20 protein-coding genes and 2 tRNA genes are annotated in these 25,347 nt (G+C 47.7%); 10 read left to right on the top strand and 12 right to left on the bottom strand.

Translation table 11 applies throughout. From position 1 onward, the window contains the following. The 3 genes from IV45_RS02280 to IV45_RS02270 all read right to left on the bottom strand — a co-directional run. On the bottom strand, positions 1–2,090 hold a 2,090-nt coding region (locus tag IV45_RS02280), incomplete at its 3' end, for a KxYKxGKxW signal peptide domain-containing protein (protein WP_202813210.1). A gap of 422 nt (positions 2,091–2,512) precedes the next feature. Beyond that, the gene (locus IV45_RS02275; protein WP_083487242.1) at positions 2,513–3,484 is read right to left on the bottom strand and encodes a tyrosine-type recombinase/integrase; all 972 of its coding nucleotides are present in this window, start codon (positions 3,482–3,484) and stop codon (positions 2,513–2,515) included. 188 nt (positions 3,485–3,672) lie between these two features. Further along, positions 3,673–5,085 (bottom strand): C69 family dipeptidase, encoded by a 1,413-nt coding sequence (locus IV45_RS02270; protein WP_057740309.1) that lies wholly within the window; start codon positions 5,083–5,085, stop codon positions 3,673–3,675. Positions 5,086–5,168: 83 nt separating this feature from the next. On the opposite strand from IV45_RS02270, the gene IV45_RS02265 reads away from it, so the two are divergent. From IV45_RS02265 to IV45_RS02250, 4 genes are all read left to right on the top strand, one after another. Next, a complete protein-coding gene (locus tag IV45_RS02265) occupies positions 5,169–7,013 on the top strand; it encodes a monovalent cation:proton antiporter family protein (RefSeq protein WP_057740307.1) in 1,845 nt (614 codons plus the stop codon). 70 nt (positions 7,014–7,083) lie between these two features. Continuing rightward, positions 7,084–8,589, top strand: coding sequence for a glycerol kinase GlpK (gene glpK, locus IV45_RS02260; RefSeq protein WP_057740304.1), 1,506 nt, complete (start codon positions 7,084–7,086; stop codon positions 8,587–8,589). Positions 8,590–8,654: 65 nt separating this feature from the next. Then, positions 8,655–8,728, top strand: a tRNA-Pro gene (locus IV45_RS02255). A 64-nt stretch (positions 8,729–8,792) separates the two neighbouring features. After that, positions 8,793–11,693, top strand: coding sequence for a YfhO family protein (locus IV45_RS02250; RefSeq protein ID WP_057740301.1), 2,901 nt, complete (start codon positions 8,793–8,795; stop codon positions 11,691–11,693). Between the two features lie 171 nt (positions 11,694–11,864). Here the strand turns inward: IV45_RS02250 and IV45_RS02245 are convergent, their stop codons facing one another. The 4 genes from IV45_RS02245 to IV45_RS02230 form a co-directional block, all read right to left on the bottom strand. Then, the gene (locus IV45_RS02245) at positions 11,865–12,503 is read right to left on the bottom strand and encodes a DUF421 domain-containing protein (RefSeq protein WP_057740298.1); all 639 of its coding nucleotides are present in this window, start codon (positions 12,501–12,503) and stop codon (positions 11,865–11,867) included. 12 nt (positions 12,504–12,515) lie between these two features. Further along, positions 12,516–12,959, bottom strand: coding sequence for a DUF3290 domain-containing protein (locus IV45_RS02240; protein WP_057740294.1), 444 nt, complete (start codon positions 12,957–12,959; stop codon positions 12,516–12,518). Between the two features lie 116 nt (positions 12,960–13,075). Beyond that, complete coding sequence (locus IV45_RS02235) at positions 13,076–13,324, bottom strand: hypothetical protein (protein ID WP_057740291.1); 249 nt, start codon at positions 13,322–13,324, stop codon at positions 13,076–13,078. Between the two features lie 51 nt (positions 13,325–13,375). Beyond that, positions 13,376–14,794 (bottom strand): DHA2 family efflux MFS transporter permease subunit, encoded by a 1,419-nt coding sequence (locus IV45_RS02230; protein WP_057740288.1) that lies wholly within the window; start codon positions 14,792–14,794, stop codon positions 13,376–13,378. Between the two features lie 148 nt (positions 14,795–14,942). Between IV45_RS02230 and IV45_RS02225 the strand changes: the two genes are divergently transcribed. Next, positions 14,943–15,014 (top strand) — tRNA-Gln (locus IV45_RS02225). Between the two features lie 51 nt (positions 15,015–15,065). Here IV45_RS02225 and IV45_RS02220 read toward each other — a convergent pair. Together IV45_RS02220 and IV45_RS02215 are read right to left on the bottom strand one after the other, a co-directional pair. Further along, the gene (locus IV45_RS02220; protein WP_057740285.1) at positions 15,066–15,377 is read right to left on the bottom strand and encodes a hypothetical protein; all 312 of its coding nucleotides are present in this window, start codon (positions 15,375–15,377) and stop codon (positions 15,066–15,068) included. A gap of 119 nt (positions 15,378–15,496) precedes the next feature. Beyond that, positions 15,497–16,867 (bottom strand): amino acid permease, encoded by a 1,371-nt coding sequence (locus tag IV45_RS02215; RefSeq protein WP_057740282.1) that lies wholly within the window; start codon positions 16,865–16,867, stop codon positions 15,497–15,499. Positions 16,868–17,111: 244 nt separating this feature from the next. Between IV45_RS02215 and IV45_RS02210 the strand changes: the two genes are divergently transcribed. Continuing rightward, positions 17,112–18,695 (top strand): cation:proton antiporter, encoded by a 1,584-nt coding sequence (locus tag IV45_RS02210; protein WP_057740279.1) that lies wholly within the window; start codon positions 17,112–17,114, stop codon positions 18,693–18,695. A 75-nt stretch (positions 18,696–18,770) separates the two neighbouring features. Here the strand turns inward: IV45_RS02210 and IV45_RS02205 are convergent, their stop codons facing one another. Then, positions 18,771–20,180 carry a DUF2252 domain-containing protein gene (locus IV45_RS02205; RefSeq protein ID WP_057740276.1) on the bottom strand — a complete coding sequence of 470 codons (1,410 nt, stop codon included), beginning with the start codon at positions 20,178–20,180 and terminating at the stop codon, positions 18,771–18,773. Between the two features lie 82 nt (positions 20,181–20,262). Between IV45_RS02205 and IV45_RS02200 the strand changes: the two genes are divergently transcribed. Beyond that, on the top strand, positions 20,263–21,174 hold the full coding sequence (locus tag IV45_RS02200) for an FAD:protein FMN transferase (protein ID WP_057740273.1): 912 nt from the start codon (positions 20,263–20,265) through the stop codon (positions 21,172–21,174). 67 nt (positions 21,175–21,241) lie between these two features. Continuing rightward, entirely contained in the window at positions 21,242–22,414 is a 1,173-nt protein-coding gene (locus IV45_RS02195; RefSeq protein WP_057740270.1) for a cysteine desulfurase family protein, read from the top strand. A gap of 55 nt (positions 22,415–22,469) precedes the next feature. Here the strand turns inward: IV45_RS02195 and IV45_RS02190 are convergent, their stop codons facing one another. After that, on the bottom strand, positions 22,470–23,402 hold the full coding sequence (locus tag IV45_RS02190) for an AEC family transporter (RefSeq protein ID WP_057740267.1): 933 nt from the start codon (positions 23,400–23,402) through the stop codon (positions 22,470–22,472). A 162-nt stretch (positions 23,403–23,564) separates the two neighbouring features. Between IV45_RS02190 and IV45_RS08045 the strand changes: the two genes are divergently transcribed. After that, the gene (locus tag IV45_RS08045) at positions 23,565–23,699 is read left to right on the top strand and encodes a hypothetical protein (RefSeq protein ID WP_268872318.1); all 135 of its coding nucleotides are present in this window, start codon (positions 23,565–23,567) and stop codon (positions 23,697–23,699) included. A 20-nt stretch (positions 23,700–23,719) separates the two neighbouring features. On the opposite strand, the gene IV45_RS02185 is transcribed toward IV45_RS08045, so the two are convergent. Next, positions 23,720–24,127, bottom strand: coding sequence for an RNA polymerase sigma factor (locus tag IV45_RS02185; RefSeq protein WP_157051193.1), 408 nt, complete (start codon positions 24,125–24,127; stop codon positions 23,720–23,722). 436 nt (positions 24,128–24,563) lie between these two features. Here IV45_RS02185 and IV45_RS02180 point away from each other — a divergent pair, with 436 nt between their 5' ends. Beyond that, positions 24,564–25,301, top strand: a complete 738-nt coding sequence (locus tag IV45_RS02180; RefSeq protein WP_057740261.1) for a hypothetical protein — start codon at positions 24,564–24,566, stop codon at positions 25,299–25,301. Positions 25,302–25,347: the final 46 nt, after the last annotated feature.

Below are 25,347 nucleotides of genomic sequence, written 5' to 3'. Positions count from 1 at the left end.
ACCTTCTTGCCGTTTACAAAGTGTTCACCATTCTTAACACCAGTGAAGCTGCCTTCACCCTTGTTGTTGTCAGTAGGCTGACCTTCATCAGGGTTAGTAGTAACGTTGTTCAGAACCGTTACAGGAACTTCCTTAACAACCGTCTGGCCATTGGAAAGCTTGTAAGTAGCGCTGATGTAGATAACCTTAGATGCTTGGTTAGCAGCCTTCAGTTCAGCTTGTGCCTTAGCAACTTGTGCTTGAGCGGCGTCGTAGCCGTCAGTCCACTTGCTGGATACGATGGTTACGTCATTGGTAGTACCTTCAGCAGCGGCATTTACGTGGCCGTTTACGAAGCTAACAGTAGCTGCATTATTAGTTTTGGCAACACTGCCAGCTGGAGTGTGGTCAATTTGGCCATTTGGCTGTACTTTAACGCCAGATGGGTTAACTGTGTAACTAGTCTCACAAGCATTTAAAATAGCCTGGTAGTCAGCTTCTTTTTGTGCCAGAGTCTGTTGCAATTGAGTCAAAGTACTTTGAGCTTCATTCAAAGCGTTTTGTGCTTGGATCAAAGTGTCAGCAGCTTGATTATTAGCTAAACCATCTTCATAGGTCTTAGTATCGTGATCAAGCCATTGTTGCCACTTATCAATGTTACTTTGTAATGACTTGAAGGTTGGGGTATCCATAATGATATCACGATTTACTTCAACGGAGTGAATGTATTCCTTCAAGCCAGCAATAGTACCATCAGGCTTGGTAAGGTCATGCCATTGACCATCTACTATGCTAAGCTGTGCTTGCAGCTTACTTAATTGATACTGAGCATCGCCAAGCTTCGTAGAAAGAGAAACTTGGTCTTCTGCATTAGTAGCTGCAGCTAATTGTTTCTGTAATGAATTAACAGTGTTTTGAGCAGCTTCAATCTGATCATTTAACTGTTGGTCTTGTTTCTTAAGATCATCAGCCTTCTTTTGTGCTGCAATCAAATCCTGATTGTCCTTCTTCAGTTGTTCTGGGAAGGTCTTAGTAGCTTTTACGTAATCAGCATTGCGATTAGCGGCGTCCTGAGCACCCTTCAAGCCATCTTTGTCGCCAGGAATCTTACTGTCTTTTAAGTTTGCAAGTTGTGCATCGGTTGGAATATTGTAATCCTTCCGGATTTTGTTGATCAATCTTTGAGCTTTATTAATGGCAGTGTTGTCATGCATTGCTGTGTATGACTTCAAGGAATTTGCATATGCAGCATTGTAGTTTTCTTGAGCAGCCAGGTAAGCTTCATGGGCAGCCTTTGCAGTATCAAGTAACTTTTGCTTCTTTTCAATGTATGCCTTCGCATTGGTTACCTTATCTTCAAGCTGCTGCATAGTGTTGCTATTCATGTACTGGGTAAACTTACTCTGTGCGTCTTGCCATGCAGTATACAAAGGATTTGCCGTTGCGCGCAAAGATGCTACTTCAGCATTTAATTGATCAAGATAGTCTTGACTGAAGTTAGGGGTGCCAGCCTTTGCTGCGTATGCCTCTGCTTGAGCCATCTTATCAGAATATGCTTGACCAACTGGTTGCCATGCTGCTTTAGCGTCATTAGCAGCCTTCTGAAGTTTAGTAGCTTCAGATACCCATTGTTCATACTTTGGTAACTTGTTCTTAGTAGCGTCAGAAATTGCAGCTTCAGCACCAATAGCAGCTTGACTTGCTTGATGAGACTTGTCTGCAGCAGTGCTCAAAGCCTTTTTTGCAGCCTTTTCTGCAGGAAGGTCAATGTTGTTATACTGGTCTGCAGCAGATTTTTGTGCAGCTTGTGCGGCAGAACGTTGATTAATAGCGTCGTTTAACTTGTTCACACCTTCGTTAGCAACAGAAGCGCTGTTTACAGCATCCTTTGCAGCATTTACGACTTTAGCTTGACTGTTAACAGCACTTTGAGCATTAACAACTGCGTCAGAAGCTGCGGAAACAGCACTTGGAGCAGGACAAGTAGAAGTAGCGTTTACGCTGTCGGCGTGTGCAACTACTTCATTATTTGTACTACTCAAAGTCAAGCCGGCCAGAACAGCAGTGGTCATTAAACCAGCTACCATCCATTTTTTGCCGGACTTGTACATCTTAAAATGTAATGTACTATTTTCCAGAGTAAAATCGTTAATATTTGTATGTTTAGTGTATTAATTGGGCGTAAGTGAGCATTTCTAACAAAAATCAGGCCTAATCACTATATAAACAGGTGAAAGGGGATTTTACACGCCATTGAAGGGTCCCAATCGGTGTAAGAAAACGCGAAGGTAGTGCCAAAATTTAGTAGGTAAAATTTATGTAAAAACAAAAACAGCCCTGATGCCTCAGGACTGTTTCAAAATACGTTGCTACTTTTTTGGGAGATAGTAACAAAATACCATTCCACTCGTGGAATTAATTACCATGAAATTTACTAGTTGGTGGGAAGTAAAATGATTAATTTAGATTTACCACCTATATATAGATTATCACTTGTACCTATGAAATCAAAGAATAAAAGCTGATTTTTCAATCAAAGTTGCTCGATTTTTTGTTCAAGTTTTTGTTTGGCCTTGTTAGTCACATGAAGGTATATTTCACGGGTGACTTCTGAGCTGGCATGACCGACCCGGTGCTGGATGACATAGAGCGGGACGCCCAATTCGGCGAGCTTGGAAATATGGGTATGACGGAAAATGTGCAGAGTGACTTGCTTATGGATATCATACTTTTCCTGGCATTGCCGCAGCAGGTGATTGAGATTGGTCTCGGCCAACGGATGATCACGGCCAAATGAGAAGATGTATGGTGCATTCGGGTGCGTTGCCATCTCATCTTGGCAGATTTTGATGGCCCGGGAAGATAAGACGATATTCCGACGTCCGGCTGGCGTTTTCGGATTCTTCTGTTTCTTGGCACCGTCGTCGTAAATGATGGTGCCCCATATTCGTGCTTGAATTGCGCCATCTTCACCCTTGATCAAGTCAGACGGGTAGAGGGCCGCGGCTTCTCCATACCGCATGCCAGTCAAATAGAGAAACTCGCAGAAACGACCATAGTGGGGTGACTGTTGATACATATACTTCAAAATGATTTTCAATTCGTCATCATCAAAGTATTTCTCTTGGGGCAGGGGACGGTCCTCGTTGCGGCGAAAGCGGATGTGCAGGTGAGCGGTCGGATTATAGTCCAAATATTCCTGATCAACGGCATAGTCCATCATGACGCGGGTGGTCGACTTGAAGAGGCGGACAGAGGCGTTACTATAGCCTTCATTGTAGATTAAAGAATTATAGTACTCCGACAGCCGCCGTCGATCCAATTGGCGAATGTCGGTTGACGGTCCCAGGTCGGCTAACAACTTTTTTGCGCGGCTGTAGGTATTGACATAAGTGTGTCGCGCGACCATTTTCTCATACTGTGGCAACCATTCATCCATTAACTCTTTGAGCTTCATAATGTAAGGTGTTGGTGACCACTGCCTGACCAAAATTAATAATTTCATTTAATAAGTGATAGCAGTTGATCATCAAAACGCCTCTTTCACTTCCTTTCTCGTGAGCTAACTTAATGATCGACCAGTTAAGGCATGAGGGCAAATAATTCATTCAAATATTTTTATGCCAAATGAAAAACGCCGGCAACCGATAAACGATTGCTGACGTTTATTCATAAGATTCATTAATAACCCGATTAAAGAGTTTCACGAGGATTGTAGACCAGCTCGCAGTAGTCGGTCATCTTTTCGATCAGCTGCACAGCCAGTGCCTGGTATTCATGCATGGCTTTCTTAGCAAAAGTCTTGCTGGCGTCGGTGAGGTAGTCAACGCGCTTTTGGCCCTTCAATTTAGGACTTTCTTGATCAGCCTTTTCAACCATGTTGATGCTGTCAGAGATGAGTTTGTTTTGGACATCCTTCAACAGCGGCATGAATTCGTGGTAGTGACTGTCAACAAGGACACTGGTCTGCTTGAAGATCCAGTAGGCGGATGACAGGGAAGCGGGGAGGCGGCCACGCTTGTATTGAACCGGAATATCATCGATGTCGGCAAAGAATGGCACAAACACGCTTTCTGATGGTACACCCATTGAGAGCCAATGAATGTCATTACTGTGTGGACGATTCATCTGCAGGATGTGTGATTCCTGTGTCTTGGCGAGACTCACAGGCCGGTAGAGGTGACGAGAACGGTCATCGCCTAAAATGCCGACTGGATCGTACGGGGTTCCTTGGTAGTGAGACTGCAGGTAGCGCTGAACATCCAAGACCGTCAACTTTTGCTCAGGCTTCATCAGCATTGGCAGGTTAGGTGATTCAGGGTCTTCGTTTTGATTCTGAATCGGGTTGAACATGTGGTGACCATACCAAACCCGTGGCGTGTTGTAACCGGCGTCGAACCGTTCGTTGGTCCCAAAAATCTTGCGGAAGTTGAAGTGATCCGGTTCAGGATTCAAATGATGTTCTTCGACAAATGAACGGATGTCTTCGTGATACATGAAGTTGTCCGGGTCATCAAAATCGATTTCCTGGATGGAGATCTGGTTGGCAATAACAGCGTAGGAATCATCTGGAATCCGTTCGGCAACCCAGTAGTGACCCGAGCCGTTTTCAAAGTACCAGGCTTCATTATCGTCAGCGAAGAGGATCCCGTTTGATTCACCAGTCCCATACTTGGCGATGAGGTCACCCAGGCGCTTAACCCCTTCACGGGCGGTCTTAACGAATGGCAAAACCACCGTTAACATGGCTTCTTCGTTCAACCCCTTCTTAACGAGCGGGTCGAAACCGAGAACCAGTTGATTGGACGCGGTCGTTTCGGTCGCTGACATTGCCACGTGGTACTCGTTGATCCCGTCTTCTTCGTAAGTCCCGTATTTGTCGGTCCATTCTGGGGTCGCGGTGTATTTGGCACTGTGAGCGGGCAGTTTCAGCTTTAATTTAGTTTCCTTGCAAACATAGTCGGTTGGCAGGTCGCCAGCAGGGTGGATGACCATCCGCTTCGGCCAAGCGGCTTTACAGTCCTCATTGCGCGCAATCATAATGCTGCCGTCAGCTGAAGCCAGCTTGCCGACAACCATACTAGTACATGAAGCATGTTTTTCCATTAACAGCACTCCTTTTTGATTTATGGCTTTATTTTACACTCAAGCCAGGTAAAATGGGAACATAAGTGTTTTAGGAGGAAAATATGGACCGAACTTCATTCTTTATTGTGATCTTAGCAGCGTTACTGATCCCAATTCTCATGGCCCGTTTCAAAATTTCTGGAGTGCCCACGGCGGTTGCCGAAATTGTGATGGGCATTATCCTGGGTAAAAGCGGCTTCGGCCTGATTGAAGCAACCACCGACTTGACCGGCCTTGCTAGTATCGGTGTGATTATCTTGATGTTTCTATCCGGGATGGAGATCAACTTCGACCTGTTCAAACGCAAGCCGGATAAGGACGACTCGCAGCCATCTGAGGGGCATTCCCCGGTGCAGTTGGCAATGCAGACCTTTTTAGGCACGGTGGTTAACGCAGTTGTTCTGGGACTGATTCTGAAATACCTGGGTCTCTTTCCGGATGTTTTCTTGGCGACGATCATCTTCTGTACGATCGCGCTGGGGGTGGTAATCGCAACCCTAAAGGAAAAGGAAATTCTGAGCCGGCCGATGGGGCAGACGATCCTGTTGACGGCGGTGCTCGGTGAAGTAGTGCCTATGTTTGCTTTGACGGTGTACGCGTCGATCAACGGCAACAACGGCGGCAAAATTTGGCTGATCGTCCTGCTGTTCTTAGCCGCGATCATCCTGCTGCGCCGCTTTAAACAACCTTACATTTGGTTCAACAAGGTCACCAAAGCTACCACTCAACTGGACGTTCGCCTGGCCTTCTTCCTGATCTTTGCCTTAGTCACGATTGCGGAGACGGTTGGTGCAGAAAATATCCTGGGTGCCTTCCTGGCCGGCATGGTCATGAAACTGCTGGAACCTAGTGAAGCTACCGAGGACAAGTTGACCTCGATTGGCTATGGCTTCTTCATTCCGATCTTCTTCATCATGACCGGGGCCAAGTTGAACCTGCGCCAGCTGTTCGCTAATCCACAAGCACTGGCATTGATTCCGGCCTTAGTTGCCTGTCTGATTCTGGCTAAGCTGTGGGCGATCCCAGTTTACCGTTTACGATTCAACAAGCGGAATTCGTTTGCCGGTGGCTTTCTGACGGTAACAACCATCACATTGGTTCTGCCATCCTTGGAAGTGGCGCGGAATCTCCACGCCATCACCCAGTCCCAGTCGGATGCCTTCATTTTGGCGGCGGTGATTGTTTGTATCGTTGCCCCGATCATCTTCAACAGCTTCTACCGGCTGGATCGCGAAGACCTGGTCCGGCAGAGTGTTGTTTTCCTGGGTTCCAACTTCTTGACGGTGCCAGTTGCCCAACAGTTAGGGCGGAACTGGTATGAAATCCGGATGGTGACGGATGACGAGAACAATTACAAGACCTACAACAGTGAGGTCAATGACTTGCAGCTGATCAACCCGCTGACCGAAGAGGCGCTTGCCAAGGGGCATTACTTTGACGCCGACATTGTGGTCATTGGTTTTCAAAATGACCAGCGCAACTTTGAACTGTCGCGGATGGTTAAGCAGCACGGGGTTGCTCGGGTCATTACGGCACAGACCAACCGGACCAACGATGAACGCCAGCTGCAGATTTTGAATGACGAAGGTATTGAGATCTTCAACCCTTACAACGTTCAAGCAGGTGTCTTACGGTCGTTGATCCAATCGCCATCGGTTTACCAGATGCTGGTCGGGACCGAAGCCAGCTTGTGGGAAGTCAAGGTGTTGAACCACAAATACACTGGCCGGCCATTGCGGGACCTGCCGTTTATCGATGACATGACCGTTAGTCGAATCCGGCGTGATGGCAAGTGGTTGATGCCGACAGGGGCAACGGTTCTTGAATACAATGACCGCTTGATTTTCAGTGCGGCCAACCTGGGTGCCGTGGCGACGATTCGGCGTGAGTTGCGAAAAGCCAATTAAATAAAACGCTGTCATTAACAAAAGTGTTGTAAAATAGTCCTAGTGATTTTACGTAGAAAGGACTGGAATTATGGACGACCAGCAGTATGTAATGGCGATCGATGAAGGGACGACCAGCACCCGGGCCATTATTTTTAATCATCAAGGCGAGGAAGTAGCGATTGCGCAGAAGGAATTTCCGCAATACTTTCCCAAGCCGGGTTGGGTAGAGCACGATGCCGAAGAAATCTGGGACGCGGTGCAGCAGGTTATGTCCGCAGTCATGATCAAGACGGGCATTCAGCCTTACAAGATTGCTGCGATTGGCATTACCAACCAACGTGAAACGACGATTGTCTGGGACCGTCACACTGGCAAGCCTATCTATCACGCCATCGTCTGGCAATCAAAGCAGACCGCACCGATTGCGGACCAACTGGCTAAGGATGGCTACACCAAGATGATCCATGATAAGACCGGTCTGGTGGTCGATTCTTACTTCTCCGCCACGAAGATCAAGTGGATCCTGGATCGGGTTTCTGGTGCACGGGAAAAGGCCAAGAAGGGCGACCTGTTGTTTGGGACGATCGACACCTGGCTGCTCTGGAATCTGACTGATCACCACGTTCATGCCACTGACGTCACCAACGCCAGCCGGACCATGCTCTTCAACATTCACAAGATGGACTGGGATCAAGACATCTTAGACCTGCTGGATATCCCGAAGGCCATGCTGCCAAAGGTTGAACCTTCATCGCACATCTTCGGTTACACGGCTGGCTACCACTTCTTTGGGGTTCAGATTCCCATCGCTGGGATTGCCGGTGACCAACAGGCGGCCTTGTTCGGTCAAGGCGCCTTTGAAAAGGGCAGTGTGAAGAACACCTATGGTACCGGTGCCTTCACGGTGATGAACACGGGTACAAAGCCAACCCTGTCCGATAGCGGCCTGCTGACGACGATCGCCTATGGCCTGAATGGCGAGACCCACTACGCACTGGAAGGTAGTATTTTCGTTGCGGGTTCCGCCGTTCAATGGTTGCGTGACGGTTTGAAGTTCTTTAGCAAAGCTTCTGCCTCAGAGAAGATGGCCGTCGATGCGCACACAACTGGTGGCGTCTATGTGGTGCCATCCTTTACCGGTTTGGGTGCTCCTTATTGGGATCAAGACGTGCGTGGTGCCGTCTTTGGTCTGACTCGGGGCTCTGATCGTGGTGCGATTACTCGGGCAACGCTGGAAGCCATTGCCTACCAGACGAAGGACGTCGTGGACACGATGGTCAAGGATACCGGTATTCCGTTAAACAAATTAGCGGTCGATGGTGGGGCATCACGTAACGACTTCCTGATGCAGTTCCAGGCTGACATCCTGCAGACGCCGATTGTTCGTGCCAAGATCGAAGAAACCACCGCTTTAGGGGCTTCATACTTATCCGGATTGGCAGTTGACTTCTGGCACGATCAAGATGAACTGCTTAAATTAAGCAAGTCGGGAACGCAATTTGCCCCTGTGATGAGCGACAAGGAAGCTCGTGGCCTCTATGAAGGTTGGCAACGGGCGGTTAAGGCCACGCAATTCTTCACGCATGGTCATTAGATGACGTTGACAAAATTATGATTTACGGGTAAGATATTGATCGTTGTGTAGGCAACGATCATCAGCGGAAAATAGCTCAGCTTGGTAGAGCACCTGGTTTGGGACCAGGGGGTCGCAGGTTCGAATCCTGTTTTTCCGATTAATATCGGGGGCTGTGAATCTTTCACAGTCCTTTTTTGTAATTTGAATCAGCGAGGATGGTTATGGAATTTTCCTTTAAAAAACGGTCAGTCTGGCGTTTATACCTGGCCTACACACTATTATTCCTGGTATTGGCGGCCTGCATTTTTGGCATCTACGTCTTAAACGGCCATACTTTGATTTTGGACCGTGACCCGTTGAACCAGCACCTGCCGCTGATGGCCAAATGGCGCGAAGCAGTGGTCAATTTCCTGCAACATCCGCGTCAAGGTTTCCATCTTTGGTCCTGGCAATTTGGCTTGGGTGCTGATACTTTTCAGGTTTATTCCTACTACACGATGGGCGATGTTTTTGCTTACCTTGCTTTACTCTTCCCGGCAGCCAAGATTACGCTGGCCTACCAGGTAATCCTGGTGGTGCGGATGTACTGCGTGGGGTTGGCCTTCGTCTACTTTGCCTCGCATTTCAAGTTTCGCGACTATGTCATTTTGGCCGGGGCAGCGACCTACCTGGTTAATTCCTTCCTCTTATATGCCTGCGTGGCGCAACCATTCTTCACCACGCCGTTTATTTTGTTCCCGCTGATTGTCGTTCAGATCGAGCGAGTCTTGCAGGGTGGTAGTGCCTGGCCGCTGCTGGGTGTCTTCACCTGGATGTTGATTTCCAACTACTACTTGGCTTTCGTACTGGGCATCGGGGCCATGTTCTACCTGGTCCTGCGCGTGGCTACGCATTACCGCAAGACTTTAAATTACGGCAAGACCTTCTTGAAATTGGCATTTGCAGCGGTGACCAGTATTTTGCTGTCGTCAGTGATGTTGGTACCAGAGCTGATCGCGGTGATGAATTCCACGCGGGCCGGGTCCGAATTTGCCAACGGCCTGAAGACTTATCCGCTGTATTACTATCTGTTTTTGCCTAAGCAATTAATCAACGGTAGTGACTGGTACTTCATTTTCTGGTCTGCATTGGGGATCGTCAGCATCGGTTTCATTGCTTTGGTATACATCTATTCGCGGCCAAAGAAGTACCCATTGTTGACCATCAGTCTGGGCATGTCGCTGATCATGCTGCTGATTCCAGCAATCGGGGCGGTCTTCAACGGGATGATGTCGGCTTCCAACCGGTGGACCCTGTTGATCTACCTGCCGTTGGCCATGGCGGTCTGTATCCTAATCCAGGACGCCCCGACTTTGGACCACCATACTTTGTGGATCCTCAACTGGGCGACCGTGGTGTACCTGTTGATCCTGATCGTCACCTACTTCTTCCAGAACGATACCGCGATGTTCATGCCGGTGATTTTCCTGATCCTGTCGCTGCTGGCTCTGTGGATGATTAACCTCCACCACCTGGCTAACCCGGATCGCTGGCTTTTGCTCCTGGTTGTCGTCAATGCCGGCTTCAACGCCATTTATGCTGCATCGCCATACAACGGTGGTTTTGCTAAGGAAATGCTGAACCGCGGTGAATACCAGGTAATCACCGCTAATCGTTATGGCAATCTGGATGCCGGACTCGATCGAACGGCACCTTACCGAGTCAATACAATCAGTAACAACCGCATTATTGCTGATCATAAGTTTGACAACGACCTGACTACGGGCTTGCATAACATTGATTCTTATTACTCGCTGCAGAACCATTTTCTCGGGCAGTTCAATGATTCGCTGCAAAACATTCAATACACGGCCAACATCCCGATTCGCCAGGCGGATGATCGGTCGGTCTTGAATAACTTCTACGGCGTCAAATACATCTTTGCGCAGAGTGATGGTAAGAACGCCACCAAGGTGCCAGCCGGCTATCTGCAAGATAAGCTGACCGACCCGATTATCAACTTCGATAAAGGCCAGCCATCTGACGCCAAGTCGATTAAGGACCTGACGCCGATCCAAACCATCCGCTACAAGACTGAACAGAACTTCCCGCTGCTTTATTGGCAGGATTCCTACATCAGCCAAGCGCGCTACAATAAGCTGTCGCCAACGGCTAAGGAGCGGGCACTGGCCAGCGGGGTCGTTGTGAACAACAGCAGTAAGGCAACTAAGGGCCTGAAAGCCGCGGATTTGAAGGGCAACGTCTTGCCAGTCAAATCACAGCTGATCTCAAACCGCTTTAATAAGATCGATCCAAGTCACCTGAAGTACACGGATGGCGACGAGACCTATCAGCTTCAATTTCCTGACTTACAGACGAAGAAGGGGCGGGCGCGCTACAAGAAGACCGAGTTGCACATTGACTTCTCCAAGATCAAGTACACGCCGTTCTCTATGAAGGAACAGCTGAAGTATGAACAGCAGCACGTGGCTGAGATGGCAACCAATCCTGGTACCGTCATCAACGAACGCTTCAACCGTTACAAGTACTGGCGTTACCACGTTATCAGCGGTTCGCCGGATATTTCCTTCAAGCTCTTCTTTGGCAGTCGGTTTGGGACGGCCGAAATCAGCCAATCCAAGCAAAGCGTCCTGTCGCTCTTCAAACGGGTGAAGAACGGGACCGTCAACATCGGCTATTACCGGGGGAGCTTGCCACAAAAACTGTCATTTGAGCCTTCAAAGCTGGGCAACTACGAACTCAAGTATCAAGTCGTTGCCGAGAACCTGGGCGCTAAGTATGACCGTGAAGTGGCAACGATTCGCCGGCATGGTATTCAGGATCTGCAGTTTGGTCAAAACGAGTTGAGTGGCAGAATTACTACCCAGCGAACAGGAATCCTCACCTCGTCGATTCCATATTCGAGTGGGTGGACTGCAACCGTTGATGGGAAGCCAGCGAAGGTCTTACGGACTAACCAAGCCTTCCTGGGCCTCCGTCTTTCTGCCGGTACCCACCGGATTCGTTTCACTTACCATTTGCCAGGTCTACACGAAGGGGCACTTGTTAGCCTCGTCGGTCTGCTTTGGACACTTGTTTGTGCAGCAGTTTCAGTGATCCTCTATCGCCGTAAAAGAGCATAGAAAAATGGGTTGTGACATAAGACCCTCTATATAGTCGAAAATGCTGCAGCGCAGTACACAAAGGGGCTCCAATGTTCGGAAGATCCGAACACTGGAGCCCTCTTTGTGCTTGCGGGGGTTCGAAAACGAACTAGCAAGCTAGTTCTGTCTCACTCCCACTTTTTATTTTGCTTAGTTTTTAGGGTAGGGGGTTAAGTTAAGTTGCCCCTCGATGTACTCACCTAAATAGATGTCCTCAATGCGGTCAAAGCCAGCTTGCTGAACCTGATTCTGTAGCCAATCTTGATCGTGATGAATTAATTCCAGCACGTCCTGATTGGGTTGACCGTCGCTAATAATGGGGAAGCGGACGTTATGCTCATCGTTTTCGATAATGATCAGCTGTCCGTTTTGCTCCAGAATGCCGCTTTTGACTTTGGCAATTTGGTCGATCCCGCGGCTGCGAAGTTGGAACATTAAATCATTGGCCGTCATTCCAGCCCGCAAACAATTTTTGACCATCAGTTTTCCGTTACGGATCAAGATCCGCGGATTGCCGTCAATGACGCGGCGCACCCAAGCATTGTTTTCTTTGGCCACTTTGATTACGAAGACGATGATGGTCCAGATGAGGAGGACCATGATGAATTCGAGGACGGTCACCTGACTGTTGTAGATAATGCCACCGATAATCCCACCAAGGACGTAATTTTGCACTTGGTCGATGGCAGAAGTGGGTGCCAGGTTGCCCTTGCCCAGGAGGTTAATCTGCAAGATCAGGCACAACATACCCAAAACGAATTTGATGATAATTAAGCCATAAGTATCCATCACAATTGCCTCCTACTTTTCCAACTTAACTCGGTGGTCAATGACGTGGGCCCTAGTAAGGGTGTAGTTGTCACCGCTGTCTGACAGGTTGACCCGGTAATCTGCATCTTTAATGCGGACAATGATCCCGTCCGTCAAAGTGGTTGAATTCACGACCACTTGGCTTGTTTTGACGTGGTGATCCATGGCAACCGATTTGATGAAGGGGACCATCTGGCTAGTCTGTGCCTGCTTGGTCGTATTCTTCTCCATATCAGTGATTTGGAAGCCAGCAAAAAGTAGCAGTAAGAGGAAGAAAATAATGCCAAAGTCACGGTAGCGGGTGATTAACCGATGACGGAAATATTTGACAGCCATGATGGCAATTAGAATGATGAACACAATCATTACCAAATTATTGATCAACTGGTTCATCTGCTGATGTTTTTCCAAATAAGACAAGGTATAAAAAGTCATTGCAAGACTCCTTTTCAGTGACAAAGTTAGTAACATTCTAACATGCACTTCCAATTAGCCAACTGAAAAAGCACATGGTCGAAGATACGATCATGTGCTTTATTTCTGATGACAGTTTAACGTTCATCTTGTCCCCAACTGGTTAACAGGGAACCCAGCAGCCGAGCCTCCTCTTTGGTCAGGGAGAAAGTATTATCAAATTCGTGCCCGTCTGCGTCCCAGTTGGTCAGCAGGAGACTCAGGCGCTTCTCATCACCGCCGTCTGGTTGAACGCTTAACTCGTTGGCATTATTGTCATCGCGATCTTCACCAGCATAGCGGCTGTCGAAATAATTACTGTCAGTTGTTATCTTGTGTTTACTCAATTCAGTCACTTCTTTAACTTGCTAAACATGTTCAGTATAGCATGTTAAAGATTAGCGACCATTGTCCTTGATTTGCATGCTGGCCAATAAGCCGATGACAACAAGGGCCAAGGTGAAGTAAAGACCGAAGTGGACCCCGTTGGTGAATGCGTAGGCATGACTAGTGCCATTAGCACTGAGACGACCTATTTCCAGGAAGCTGGTTGCCAGGGCAGTTGCCAAGGCCCCAATGATTTGTTGCATGGTGTTCAAAATCGTACTGCCATCGCTAGCTTCACGACCACTAAGTGCATTCAGAGCGCTAGTTTGGGCCGGTGACATTGCCAGTGGGCAGCCGATCATCAAGACAACATGGGCAAAGATAACGTAGCCCACACTGGCATGGTCATTGGCAAAGAGCAGCAAGATGACGCCGACTAAGGCAATCAGCATACCTAACCGTGCCGGTAATTTGGCACCGGTATTGTCGTAGATCCGGCCGGCAAAAGCGGAAGTCAAGGCGTTGATGACCCCACCGGGCAGCATGATGATCCCCGTTAAGGCAACGGGCAGTAGCAAACCGTTTTGGATGTATTGTGGCAGCAGGTACATTGCGGACAAAATAATGGCAAAGTCAACCATCACGATGATGGCGCCGATCCGGAAATCACGGTACTTGAAGATCCGCAGATTCAAGATTGGGCTTTCCAAATGGATCTGACGATAGCAGTACAGTCCCAGAGAAATCAGGGCGATCAATAAGCAAGCAATCACGGAGACGGATGTCCAACCATCGCGACTTGCTAAACTGACGCCACCGATCAATCCGCTAAAACCAATGATTGATTCCACAATCGATAAGAAGTCTACATGCGGCTTGGTTAATTCATTGACGTTTTCCAGTGACGTGATTGCGAAAACCAAGGCAATCAGCAAGAAGGGTACAAATGACCAGAAAATCCAGTGCCAGGAAGCGGCTTTGAGAATCAACCCGGTCAAAGTAGGACCGATGGCTGGTGCAAACATGATGACCAGTGCACACATGCCCATTACCGCACCAATCTTTTGTGGTGGGAAGATTTGCATAACCACCGTAAACATCAACGGCAAAATCAGTCCGGTACCAATTCCCTGGATCATCCGGCCGAGTAAGACCATGCCGAACATGTTACCCATTGCTGAGATGATGGCACCAAGGGTGAAGTCACAGAGACCAAAAATAATGATCTGCCGGGTACTGAACCATTTCGTTAAGATACTTGAAAGTGGCAAGATGATACCAATGACTAACATGTAGCCAGTCACCAGCCATTGAATACTAGACTGACTAACGTGCAGCTCGGCCATGAGTTGGGGCAGGGCAATGTTCAATGAGGTTTCACTGAACATACCGACAAAGGCTCCTAACATCATACTTACCATCGCGAGCTTGGGATGGTGGACTTGGACGCGCGGTTGAAGGCGTACATTAGCGTTCATAGTTGTGTCCATAAAATCAATTCCTCCATTCTTTTTTAAGCCAACGATTGATTACTATACCAGACAATTATTCTTTTCGTAAGAACTTTTTTTCATTATTGTTGACTTGCCATTCGGAGAAAATAATGATATATTAATACTGTTGTCGAAAGGCAATCATTGGGCTATAGCCAAGCGGTAAGGCAACGGTTTTTGGTACCGTCATGCGCTGGTTCGAATCCAGCTAGCCCAACTCCTTAACGGACTGCAGCAATGCAGCCCGTTTTTTTGTTGCCTAAATTGATTAATGAATCTGGCGCCGTAAGACCTTTAACTGATCAGGCGTGAAATTACGGTAGACCATCGTGAATTGGTATTTAGTACGGATGGTGCGCAAGACCAACACTAGATCTTTAAAGTCGTAATGAGTCATCTCACCGATGGGAATGGAACGCGAAAACGTCCGTGTGCGGGTCAGGTCGAAAAATAGATTATAGCCATCTTCTGGCGCGTAATAAACCACCGCAATCCGGTATTGGGTGGCAAACGCCTGGGGCTTGAAATATTTGGCAATCCGTTCGTTAATGCGCCGTCCTTCTTTAAATGGGTCCATCATCATCCCGCCTCCAGAACATATGTTCGCATATCAAGAATTAATTTGCAACCAAATTTCGGACAAAATAAAACGGCCTTCAATTCCAAAATGGATGAAGGCCGTTGTTGACAATTCAAAACTTATTTCTTTTTTGCTGGAATTTCTTTGTGCCAATGACTCAGGATGACCAGGATTGCAAACCAAGCCAAGTCAGCAAAGAGTGAGATCATCGTGGTGTGCTTCAAGAGCATCGTAATCCCAACCACGACGAAGAAGAGAATTACCAAGTAGTCGGAGTAAGGATACCAAGGCGTCTTGAATTCCAGTTTGCCATGATATTGTTGGCGGAACTTCAGGTGGGCAACCATGATGGAACCCCAGATGAAGAGGAAGCTGGTAGTAGCGATCCCTGAAATCAGGCTGAAGACGGCACTTGGAATGAAGTAGTTGAGCAGAACGGAAATCAAAATCAAGGAAGCTGAAACCATGATCGCGTGGTTAGGCACCGAATGACTTGAAATATGACTGAACCAGCGGACCCGCTTGCTCTCAGACTTAGCGGTCAGTTCGGAAAGCATCCGTCCCGTCGTGAACAGGGCACTGTTACATGATGAAGCCGCCGCGGTGATCACGACGAAGTTAATAATATCCGCAGCACTGGCAATCCCCGTTTCTTTGAAGACCATAACGAATGGACTTGAGGAAGCATGGAGCAAGAACCATGGGTAGATGCACATGATCACGCCTAAAGCCCCGATATAGAAGATCAAGATCCGGACCGGAATGTTATTGATGGCCCGGGGGATGACTTCGTGGGGGTCCTTCGTTTCAGCGGCCGTCATACCAACCATTTCCACACCCAAGAAGGCGAAGACAACGTTTGGCAGCGAAACAATGATACCGCGCAATCCGCGAGGGAAGAAGCCGCCGTGACTAACTAAGTTTACAGGTGAGGCATAACCCGCGTTGGTCTTGAAACGGAAGAGCATCATGAAGACACCGATCAGAATCAAGGCAATGATTGCCAGGATTTTCACCAACGCGAACCAGAATTCAACTTCCCCGAAAGCCTTGACGGTAATCAAGTTCACGCAGATTAACAACAGTAATGTGATTAGGCCGGGAACCCATTGCGGCAAGCCCGGTAACCATAATTTGATATAGATACCGATGGCAGTTAATTCAGCCATCGCAATTGCAATCCAGCTGGCCCAGTATGCCCAGCCGATCACAAAACCGGCCTGATGACTCCAGTACTTGTGGATCAGGTCAACGAACGAACCATATGAGACATCGGTCATCATCATTTCGCCCATTGCCCGCATCATCCAGAAACAGATAATCCCAGTGACTAAGTAGCTGATCAGAATCGCCGGACCGGCATCATGGATTGATTCGCCAGAGGCAAGGAATAACCCTGTACCAATGGCACCACCAAGAGCAATCATTTGGACGTGACGGTTAGATAAGCCACGCTCCAAATGGTTGGATTTATTGGCTTTTTGACCCATATAATTACTCATCTCCTTAACAAACGTTACAGAGTAACTTATTAAATTATAATGCGATTTTAATGTCTTCGCAAACAATGTGAGGTTAGCTAACCCTTTTAAAACGTTTTACGAGAAAACCTAGAAACGTCATTTTAGCAAAAAAATTCGGTACTGCAAAGACCCTAAAAAAAGCGCTAAACTGGAGACATTGAATTAGCTTAGATATAATGGTATTTAAAATTATTTCGGGGAGTTAAATAAAATGAATCTGATTCTCTCAGCCGGCGTCGTCATTGCGGCTGCCGTGATTGGGATTATGCTGCAACGGCACCTTTTGCACGCCATCCCAATTAACTACATCAACGTGTTTTTAGGGATGAGCCTTGCATTAATTCCCATCTCAAATCACGCTGTCGTCGCCTTTCATTCCGAACTGTTCATGGGGATCGTGGTAGCGCCACTCCTGTTTTTTGAAGGAATGGAGACGCGCTTTCATTTAGTTGCCAAAAAATGGAAACAAATTTTGTCGCTGACCATCATCATGGTGCTGGCTTGCTATGTGGTCGCGGGTTTTGCGGCCCATGCGGTCGGCATTATGAGCATGCCGCTAGCCTTTATCTTGGCGGCAATCAGTACACCGACGGATGCCACGGCTTCGGACGCCGTTTCTGATGGTTTGGTGATTCCGAAAAAGGAACGCACTTATTTAAAACTGGAATCGTTGTTTAATGACGCGTCCGGCCTGATCCTGTTGAATACGGCGATCCTTTGGTATGTAAATGGCTACATCAACTTCACCCAAACCCTGACTAACTTCCTATATTCAGCCGTGGGCGGGGTGATCGTCGGTTTCTTAGTCGCGATGGTGTTGATTTTGATTCGACAGTCAATCCTGCACATGGACAGCATCCGCAACAATCCGTCCTATAATGGTACGCCTGCACTGGTGATCTTCATGGCCACGCCGTTCTTTATCTACTACTTGGCTGAGGCAATCCACGTTTCTGGGATTATCGCCGTCGTTTGTGCCGGACTCATGCATAACGCTGAAGCTGAACGAAGCCGCTTGACTAACCCGCGTTTAATTACCAACTCAAACGTGGTCACGGAACTCTTTACGGAAATCATGAACGGCATTGTGTTCGTCATGCTTGGGGTAGTGTTGGTCCGGATTACCCGGCACAATGAGGCCATTCATTCGCCCGGAGCATGGCTGTTTGTCGGGATGGTTTTGTACCTTGGCAACGTCTTGGTACGCTTGGTTTACAGCAAGTTCGTGATGAAAATGGACTGGCATGCGTCGTGGGTCTTTGCCCTTGGCGGTGTCCATGGGGCGGTGACCTTCGCTTTAGCCTACATGGTTGCTGAAACGGCAGTTAAACGGACCGATTTTGAAATGGTGCTGATGGCTGAAGCAGTCCTGATCATCCTGAGTCTGTTAGTACCAACCATTGTTTTCCGCTTCATTTTGCCCAAAGAGGCGGACACCCACGAGATTCAACAGAAGATCAATTATTTCCGCAAGGCGATGGTTAAGCACGCCATTGACCGCATTAACCAGATCTACCTGCCCGATGAACTGAAGCGGCAGATCATCTTTGACTTGCGGGCACAGATGGGTCAGACCACTTTGCGCCACTTCATCTATGCATTCCGCAAGACTTTGCGTCAACCGGATATGAATGCGGCTGAAACCAACACCTTGGAAATGGCCTATCGTTTGGCCTTTCAGGAAGAACGAGAATACCTGAGTACGATTTCGCAACAAGAAGAGCGGTTCATGCCGATCGTGAGCCATTTGTATTCAGAGATTTTGATGGCCGAAATCGTTATTTTGGAAGATTGACGACGATAAAAAACGTGACCCAAGCCTGCAGGCACTAGTGCTGCTGTCGGCTGGTCACGTTTTTCGTGTTGCTGTTTATTTTACGGCTGCTAGTTGGCCATTCTTGATGGCGTGAACGAAGCAGTCATAGTCTTTTTCAACTTGTTTGGTATAAGCAAGAGCCCATTGAGCCAATCCTTTGTCGAGCGCTTTTTGTTGCTTCAGATAGCCACGGATCATTGGCGCAATCGGCGTCCGATAGTGAGCGGTGGCAAGCAATAAAGCACAGGTTTCGCAGTAAAGAGTGTAACTTTCAAAATCGAGTTTTAAGACATCAATGGATTCCTTCATGTCGCGGAATTGACGGACATAATAACTACGACCAGCAAAACTAGTGGCGGCCAAGAAGGGATCAGACGATGACTGCAAGGTTCGTTGAGCGGTTACGATTCGACGGCCGGAACGCGGACCACTAGCAATGGCGGCGTTCACCGGCATGGCAAGCAGGTTATAGCGCAGCGGCAGTGCCTCCTTGATCTGCAAGACCAGGTGACTGCCATCGTTGCCGGTCAGGAGCAATAGGTAGCAGCGTGTGCCAAAACTGCCCACGCCAACACTGTAGCGAATGATATCTTCAACGCCGAAGTTGGCAAGGAAAATGCGGATGTCTTCCCGCGCATTATCACGATACTTGCGGTAGCCGCTCAAGATTTCTTGATAACGGACCGCTCCGACATGGCGGGCACGGGGCTCATTATCCTTGAAACGCAGGTGACCATTCTCATCTGCGACACACATTTTCTTCACGATCTGCTCGGAATTGGAGCGCTGGCTTTTGGTCAGAATCTTCTGGAGAATTTTTGCCAGCTGTTCGGCTGAATGGTCATCACCCATTTCCTTGACGATGTCGACCATGTTTTGGTATTGGAATTGGAAGTAATAGATCTGTGACAAAGACTGGCGGTTGCTGCGCTTGATTGCATGACGGTAGGTCTTGGTGATCTGCTGTATCAAATCGGTGAGGTTGGCCTGCGAGAAGCCGTTGAGCTGACCGGCTAATTCAACACTGACCAACAGGCGCTTCAAGTCGCTTTCCCAGTTGCCAATTCGTGCTTCGTCAAAGTCATTGAGCCCAAACAAGAGCTGACGTTCGGGTGAAGCATAAAAGCCAAAGTTGTTGACGTGCGCATCACCACAGAGAATGGTCAGGACTTGGCTTTGTGACTGATGCTTCAAATCCTCTTCCATCAATTCGGCCGTACCGCGGTAGAAAGTGAACGGGTTGACCATCATCCGACCGTGGCGCAAAGGCAGCAATTCCTGAATCATCTTGGATTCGGTATACTGAATGTATTGCAAAGGATCACGCTGGACGTCATGGTACGTGGCTAAAGCCTTGCTACTGACTTTTGCTTGGGCAGCCTGACCCATTTTGACGAACTCAGCTTTGGTATGGCGAACCTGTATTTTCTTTAAATCAAAAATATCTAGTTGTTGATCGAGCATAGCAAACCTCCAATAGTTTCTCTAATTGTAAGCTGTTGGGCCATATTTGCAAGCAGACAATGAAGCACAAGGGAGGTTATTTATGACCACCAAACATTTACAGTTAATGGGGACCATCATCAGCCTAACCATCCAGCAAAGCACTGGTGACGTTCACGAAGAGCTGAACTGGGCGGCTCAACAGCTGCGCCATTTTGAAGCTGTCTTTTCTGCCAACGATGACCGGTCGCTATTAATGAAAATCAACGCGAATGCCGGGAAGAGGGCGGTTGTCGTGCCCCGGGAGCTGTTTTGGCTGATCGAAGTGGGTAAACGGTACAGTCTATTCGACCAAAGCAACTTGAATATTGCGATTGGCCCCTTGGTAAAGTTGTGGCACATTGGTTTCAAAGACGCGCACCTACCGTCTGATCAGGCAATTAAGGAAAAGATGAAGTTGACGGACCCGCATGATATCTTCTTGGACGCCCAACATTCACGCGTGTACTTGGCCAAGAGCGGCATGGAGATCGACTTAGGCGCACTAGCGAAAGGCTACTTTGCGGATTTGATTGCCAAGGGCTGGCGGCATGACGGCGTGACCAGCGGCATGATCAATCTGGGCGGCAATGTGGTCGTGATTGGTGGCAATGCCCGCGCCCAAAATCGACCGTGGGTGGTTGGCCTGCAAGATCCGACCAAGCCAATGGGACAATGTATTCGGACACTTAGTCTGAAAGATCGTTCCATTGTGACCTCTGGAATCAATCAACGAAACTTTACCGCTCACCACCATTTTTACCATCACCTGTTGGATCCAACGACCGGCTATCCCTTTACCACTGACCTGGCCAGTTTATCGATTATCTCCCGTGATTCGCTCACGGGTGAGCTCTGGACCTCAATCCTGTTTGGGCATGATTGGTCCTATATTGAACAAGTGGTGCGGCAAACGGCTGGGATTCAGGCCATTGCTATTGATCGTGATGGCCGCATGAGAAACCTCTTTGATTGAGCTTCGACCAGAGTCCTGTTATGATTATTTTGTTTGAGACACACCTGTGTAGGAGGAATTGAAGAAGATGGATAAGCACCCAGTTTACTTAGATAATGCTGGTACAACCCCGATGGTTCCGGAAACGATCCAGGCTTTGGACGACGCCATGGTGAATTCATGGGGCAACGCGTCAACCACTAATTATTACGGCCGGATTGCCCGTCAAACACTGGAAAACAGTCGTCACCTGATGGCTCAGTCGATTAATGCGGCGGATGATAACGAAATCGTGATTACCAGCGGTGGGACCGAAAGTGATAACACGGTCATTTACCAAACGGCCCGCGCACGGCAGAAATTAGGCAAGCACATTATCACGACCAAGTTTGAGCATGAGGCCATCCTGCGCCCATTGGAAGATCTGGAGAAGAACTATGGCTTCAAGGTGACTTACCTGGACGTTGACGAAGATGGACAAATCGATCTGCAACAGTTGAAGGATGCTTTGACCGACGACACGATCCTGGTATCAATCATGACGGTCAACAACGAGGTGGGCAGCCACCTGCCGATCCACGAAATTGGCGAAATTGTGAAGGATTCGAATGCTTGGTTCCACACGGATGCCGTGCAAGGCTATGGGGCAGTACCAATCGACGTGCAGAAAGACCATATTGACCTGCTGTCGACGTCCGCCCACAAGATCAACGGTCCAAAGATGATCGGTTTTCTTTACCGGCGTGACGGCATCAATTTGCCATCCTTGATTCGTGGTGGCGATCAGGAAATGAAGCGTCGGGCCGGTACGGAGAATGTTCCGCAAGCGGCTGCCTTTGCTAAGGCCATTCAACTGCACTTTGAAAACGACCAGTTGCAAAAGAATGCTGAAAAGTACTGGGCTTTGAAGAAGCAACTGGTTCAGGGCTTGAAAGAGCATGACATTGACTTTGAACTGAATGGTGCGTTTGACAATGACCATATGACGCCACAGACAATGAACATCTGGTTTAAGGGCGTGCGCAGTGACGCCTTGTTGACGGACCTGGATTTGGCGGGAGTCGTTGCCGCTGCTGGTTCTGCTTGCACGGCTGGTTCACTGGAGCCATCTCACGTCTTGGTCGCAATGTATGGCAAAAACAGTCCGCGGGTTTCTGAATCATTACGGATTAGCCTAGGGATGACCAACACCAGTGAGGATATCGATCGTCTCATTGATGTATTGGCCAACTTGATTCCGAAGTTGAAGAACGCTGACTAAGTTTTACGATAAAAGAAAAAGTCGCAGACAATTTTTTCGTCTGCGACTTTTTTTGTTAGCCAAACAAGCTGCAAAGCCAGTACACAATGGGAATGGTGATCAAGCTGAGGATGGTGGACAGGCTCATTAACATCGTGGCTGGTTTGGCATTGCCATGAGCTTGCAGCGTGAATAGGACGACTAAACCAGCAACTGGACAAGCGGAGAGGATGACGGTTGTGTATAAGGGCACACCAGTTACACCCAAAGCTACGAGGATGAAAATCCCCAGAATTGGAAAGACCAGGTTTCTGAGCACCAAGCTGAGCCAAAGCGTAGGCGGTAATTCAATCGACTTGACTTCCATGTCGGCTAGGTTGCTGCCGATGATAATCATTGATAAGGGAGTGAATGCTGGACTGGTGTAGTTAACGAAACTGGCGATGCTTCTTGGCAAATGGTAGGAACTGATAAACATGATCAGCCCTAAAATGATCGCGATGATGTTGGGATTCAACAGGATCTTTTTCAATTCGGTGCCCCAGTGGCGTTGCTGCTTTTCTTGAAAGATACCGATCCCCTGAGTCCAGGACATGACGTTGAAGCCGATCATTGAGGCCACAGCGTAGAAAACACCAATGCTGCCGAAGAGACCCTGGGCTAATGGAATCCCCATGAAACCATTATTGGAATAACTGCTGCCATAGATGGCGATTCGCTTGATATTGAGATCTTTTTCTCGATAAAAGACCAGCTTGGCTAAGATGATTGAGACGAAGTAAGTCAGAAACACCCCGATTACCAAAACTGCCAACTGATGGAAACGCACAGAGGAGAATGGTTGCTCAAAAGCCCTGATAATCACTAGTGGTGACAGGAAATAAAGGGTGATATTGGTTAGGTCATTAACCGATTGAGGATGGAGGAACCCGATTTTGCGGATGAACGCTCCCAGCAGCATGAGCAGGAAGATCACGGCGACCTGGTTAAACAGTTGCGCAATTGACATGGCAACGCCTCCTTAAACATTTTTCAATAAATTATAAGTGAGCTGGGATGACGATGACAAGGCAAAAATGGCTCGCGGCCGCTTATCTAAATTGAAAATTATTTGATTATTTTGTTGTAATTTATGAGTTTTGCCGTGTGTAAATAATAGGGGGGTAAGAAAATGAACGATCTTGAGTCTCTACTGGTCAATGGTGATTGGCTGATTGCAACGGATTATTTGCGGGCACATGGCTACAGCCCCGATGCCATTCACTTATTGATGAGTGCATTAATTGAAAAAAGCCCCGCCAGCTAAAGCGAGACCGTTAAAGTAAATTAATTATGCTGTTTAAATAACCGCCGTCCTTTGGCAATTACGCGCCGACGTAGGTTATTTAGGGCTTGTCTTGAGCAATGCCAAGCTAAAGCAATTTCTTGATCAGAATAACCTTGCAATAACAAATCCAAGTAGGCTTTTTGCCGAGATGTCAGAATGGGTTTTAACTGCTTGAAGAGCTGATCATTTTCACGCCGTTCGTAGACTTCACTCATATGATCATCGATTGGCAAAATGATTTGGTTGTCCTCATCCTGATTGACCTGGCGAGTCAGGCGGCGCTGTTGACTACGCAATAAATCAAGTAATCGCCAGTACACGTATTGGTACAGGTAGGGATTGCGCTGTTTATCATTATTGCCTATGACCATCAACTTTGAAGCCAGGACAATTCGGGCTTCTTGCACAAGGTCGTCCCAGTTGGCTTGCTGAGGACACTGATGGAGTCTTTTCAAGGCACCAAAAATGATGGACTGATATTGAGGTTTGTAACTTTGCTTAATCGCTTTTTGAAACGCAATTTTGTTAACTGAATTCATCTTCATCTATCCTTTGCTTGTTTTACTTGGCCAAGCGATTTTAGGATAGCTACAAAAATCAAAAGAACGTTAATCGCAAAAATGACGTTTAGAAGTTAAAAGAGTGATTAATGAAATGATTCTTCTAAATATAATCAAAAAAATGTTTGCTGGCAGATCTTTGGACAAATGCTGAACAAAACGTTATTTGTTGATCGATAGCGACTATTATCTTGAATAATCATTGACATGTTTCCTGATTTTCGTTAATCTTTGAGTGGCCTTGAAAACGGTTACAGCGGTTAGAAGAAAGTAGTGGTTAGTGATGGAAGATGAAGGTCAGGCTGAAGATGGGCTTATAACGTTGAATGCTTTGAAAGCACAGGTAAATTGTCACTTGCAGCGAGCCAATTTGAATTGGGACAATTGTTTGCTGTTAACTTCTTACGGTGATCATCAGACTTTCGTTTTAATGGCCGATGGCAGCCATGTGGTGATTGATCAAAGCCTGCGTGAATCCATTAATTCTTTTGCTCGGGTAAATAACTGCTTACAGAGCAATATCTGTCCAAGCTCACGATTACTAGGCAAAAATGTGCGCGGGATAATTGCCGGCCTAAATCGGTTGTTACCCAGCGGTGGTTTACATAATCCTAACCTGGTCTTCTATATGGCCCGCTTTCTAACTGGCTATGTCTATTTGCCTGACCAAGGGATGGTTGACTTGCACCTAGTTAATCGCAATTTGAAGTGTCGGGTGGCTATTCCGGCCTATAAGGACACCTTTACCAGGATCTTAGAGGCAGCCGACGAGTTATCGAACCTCCAATTGGGCGTCCTGCATTATCTGATGCATTGCTATGGTTACCAACATGAATGCACACAACTGGCAAATAATTATCATCGTGGCCGGCAGATGCGCGTACATGTGGCATGCTGGGAAAAGGCCAAGCTCTTATGGATTGTTAACGAGGCATACAAACAGCACTATGGCCAAGCAGTCGAACCACAAATGCGTGCGGAACTGACCAGGGTGATGGAACGTTGTTATCAGATAAAATAAAACTGCGGTTGAGAATTGACCCAATCGCAGTTTTGAATAGATAAGT

Source organism: Limosilactobacillus secaliphilus (genome assembly GCF_001437055.1).
Lineage (GTDB): Bacteria > Bacillota > Bacilli > Lactobacillales > Lactobacillaceae > Limosilactobacillus > Limosilactobacillus secaliphilus.
Note: the sequence above shows the minus strand (reverse complement) of the source record. Positions and strands in the feature narration are given on the sequence as shown.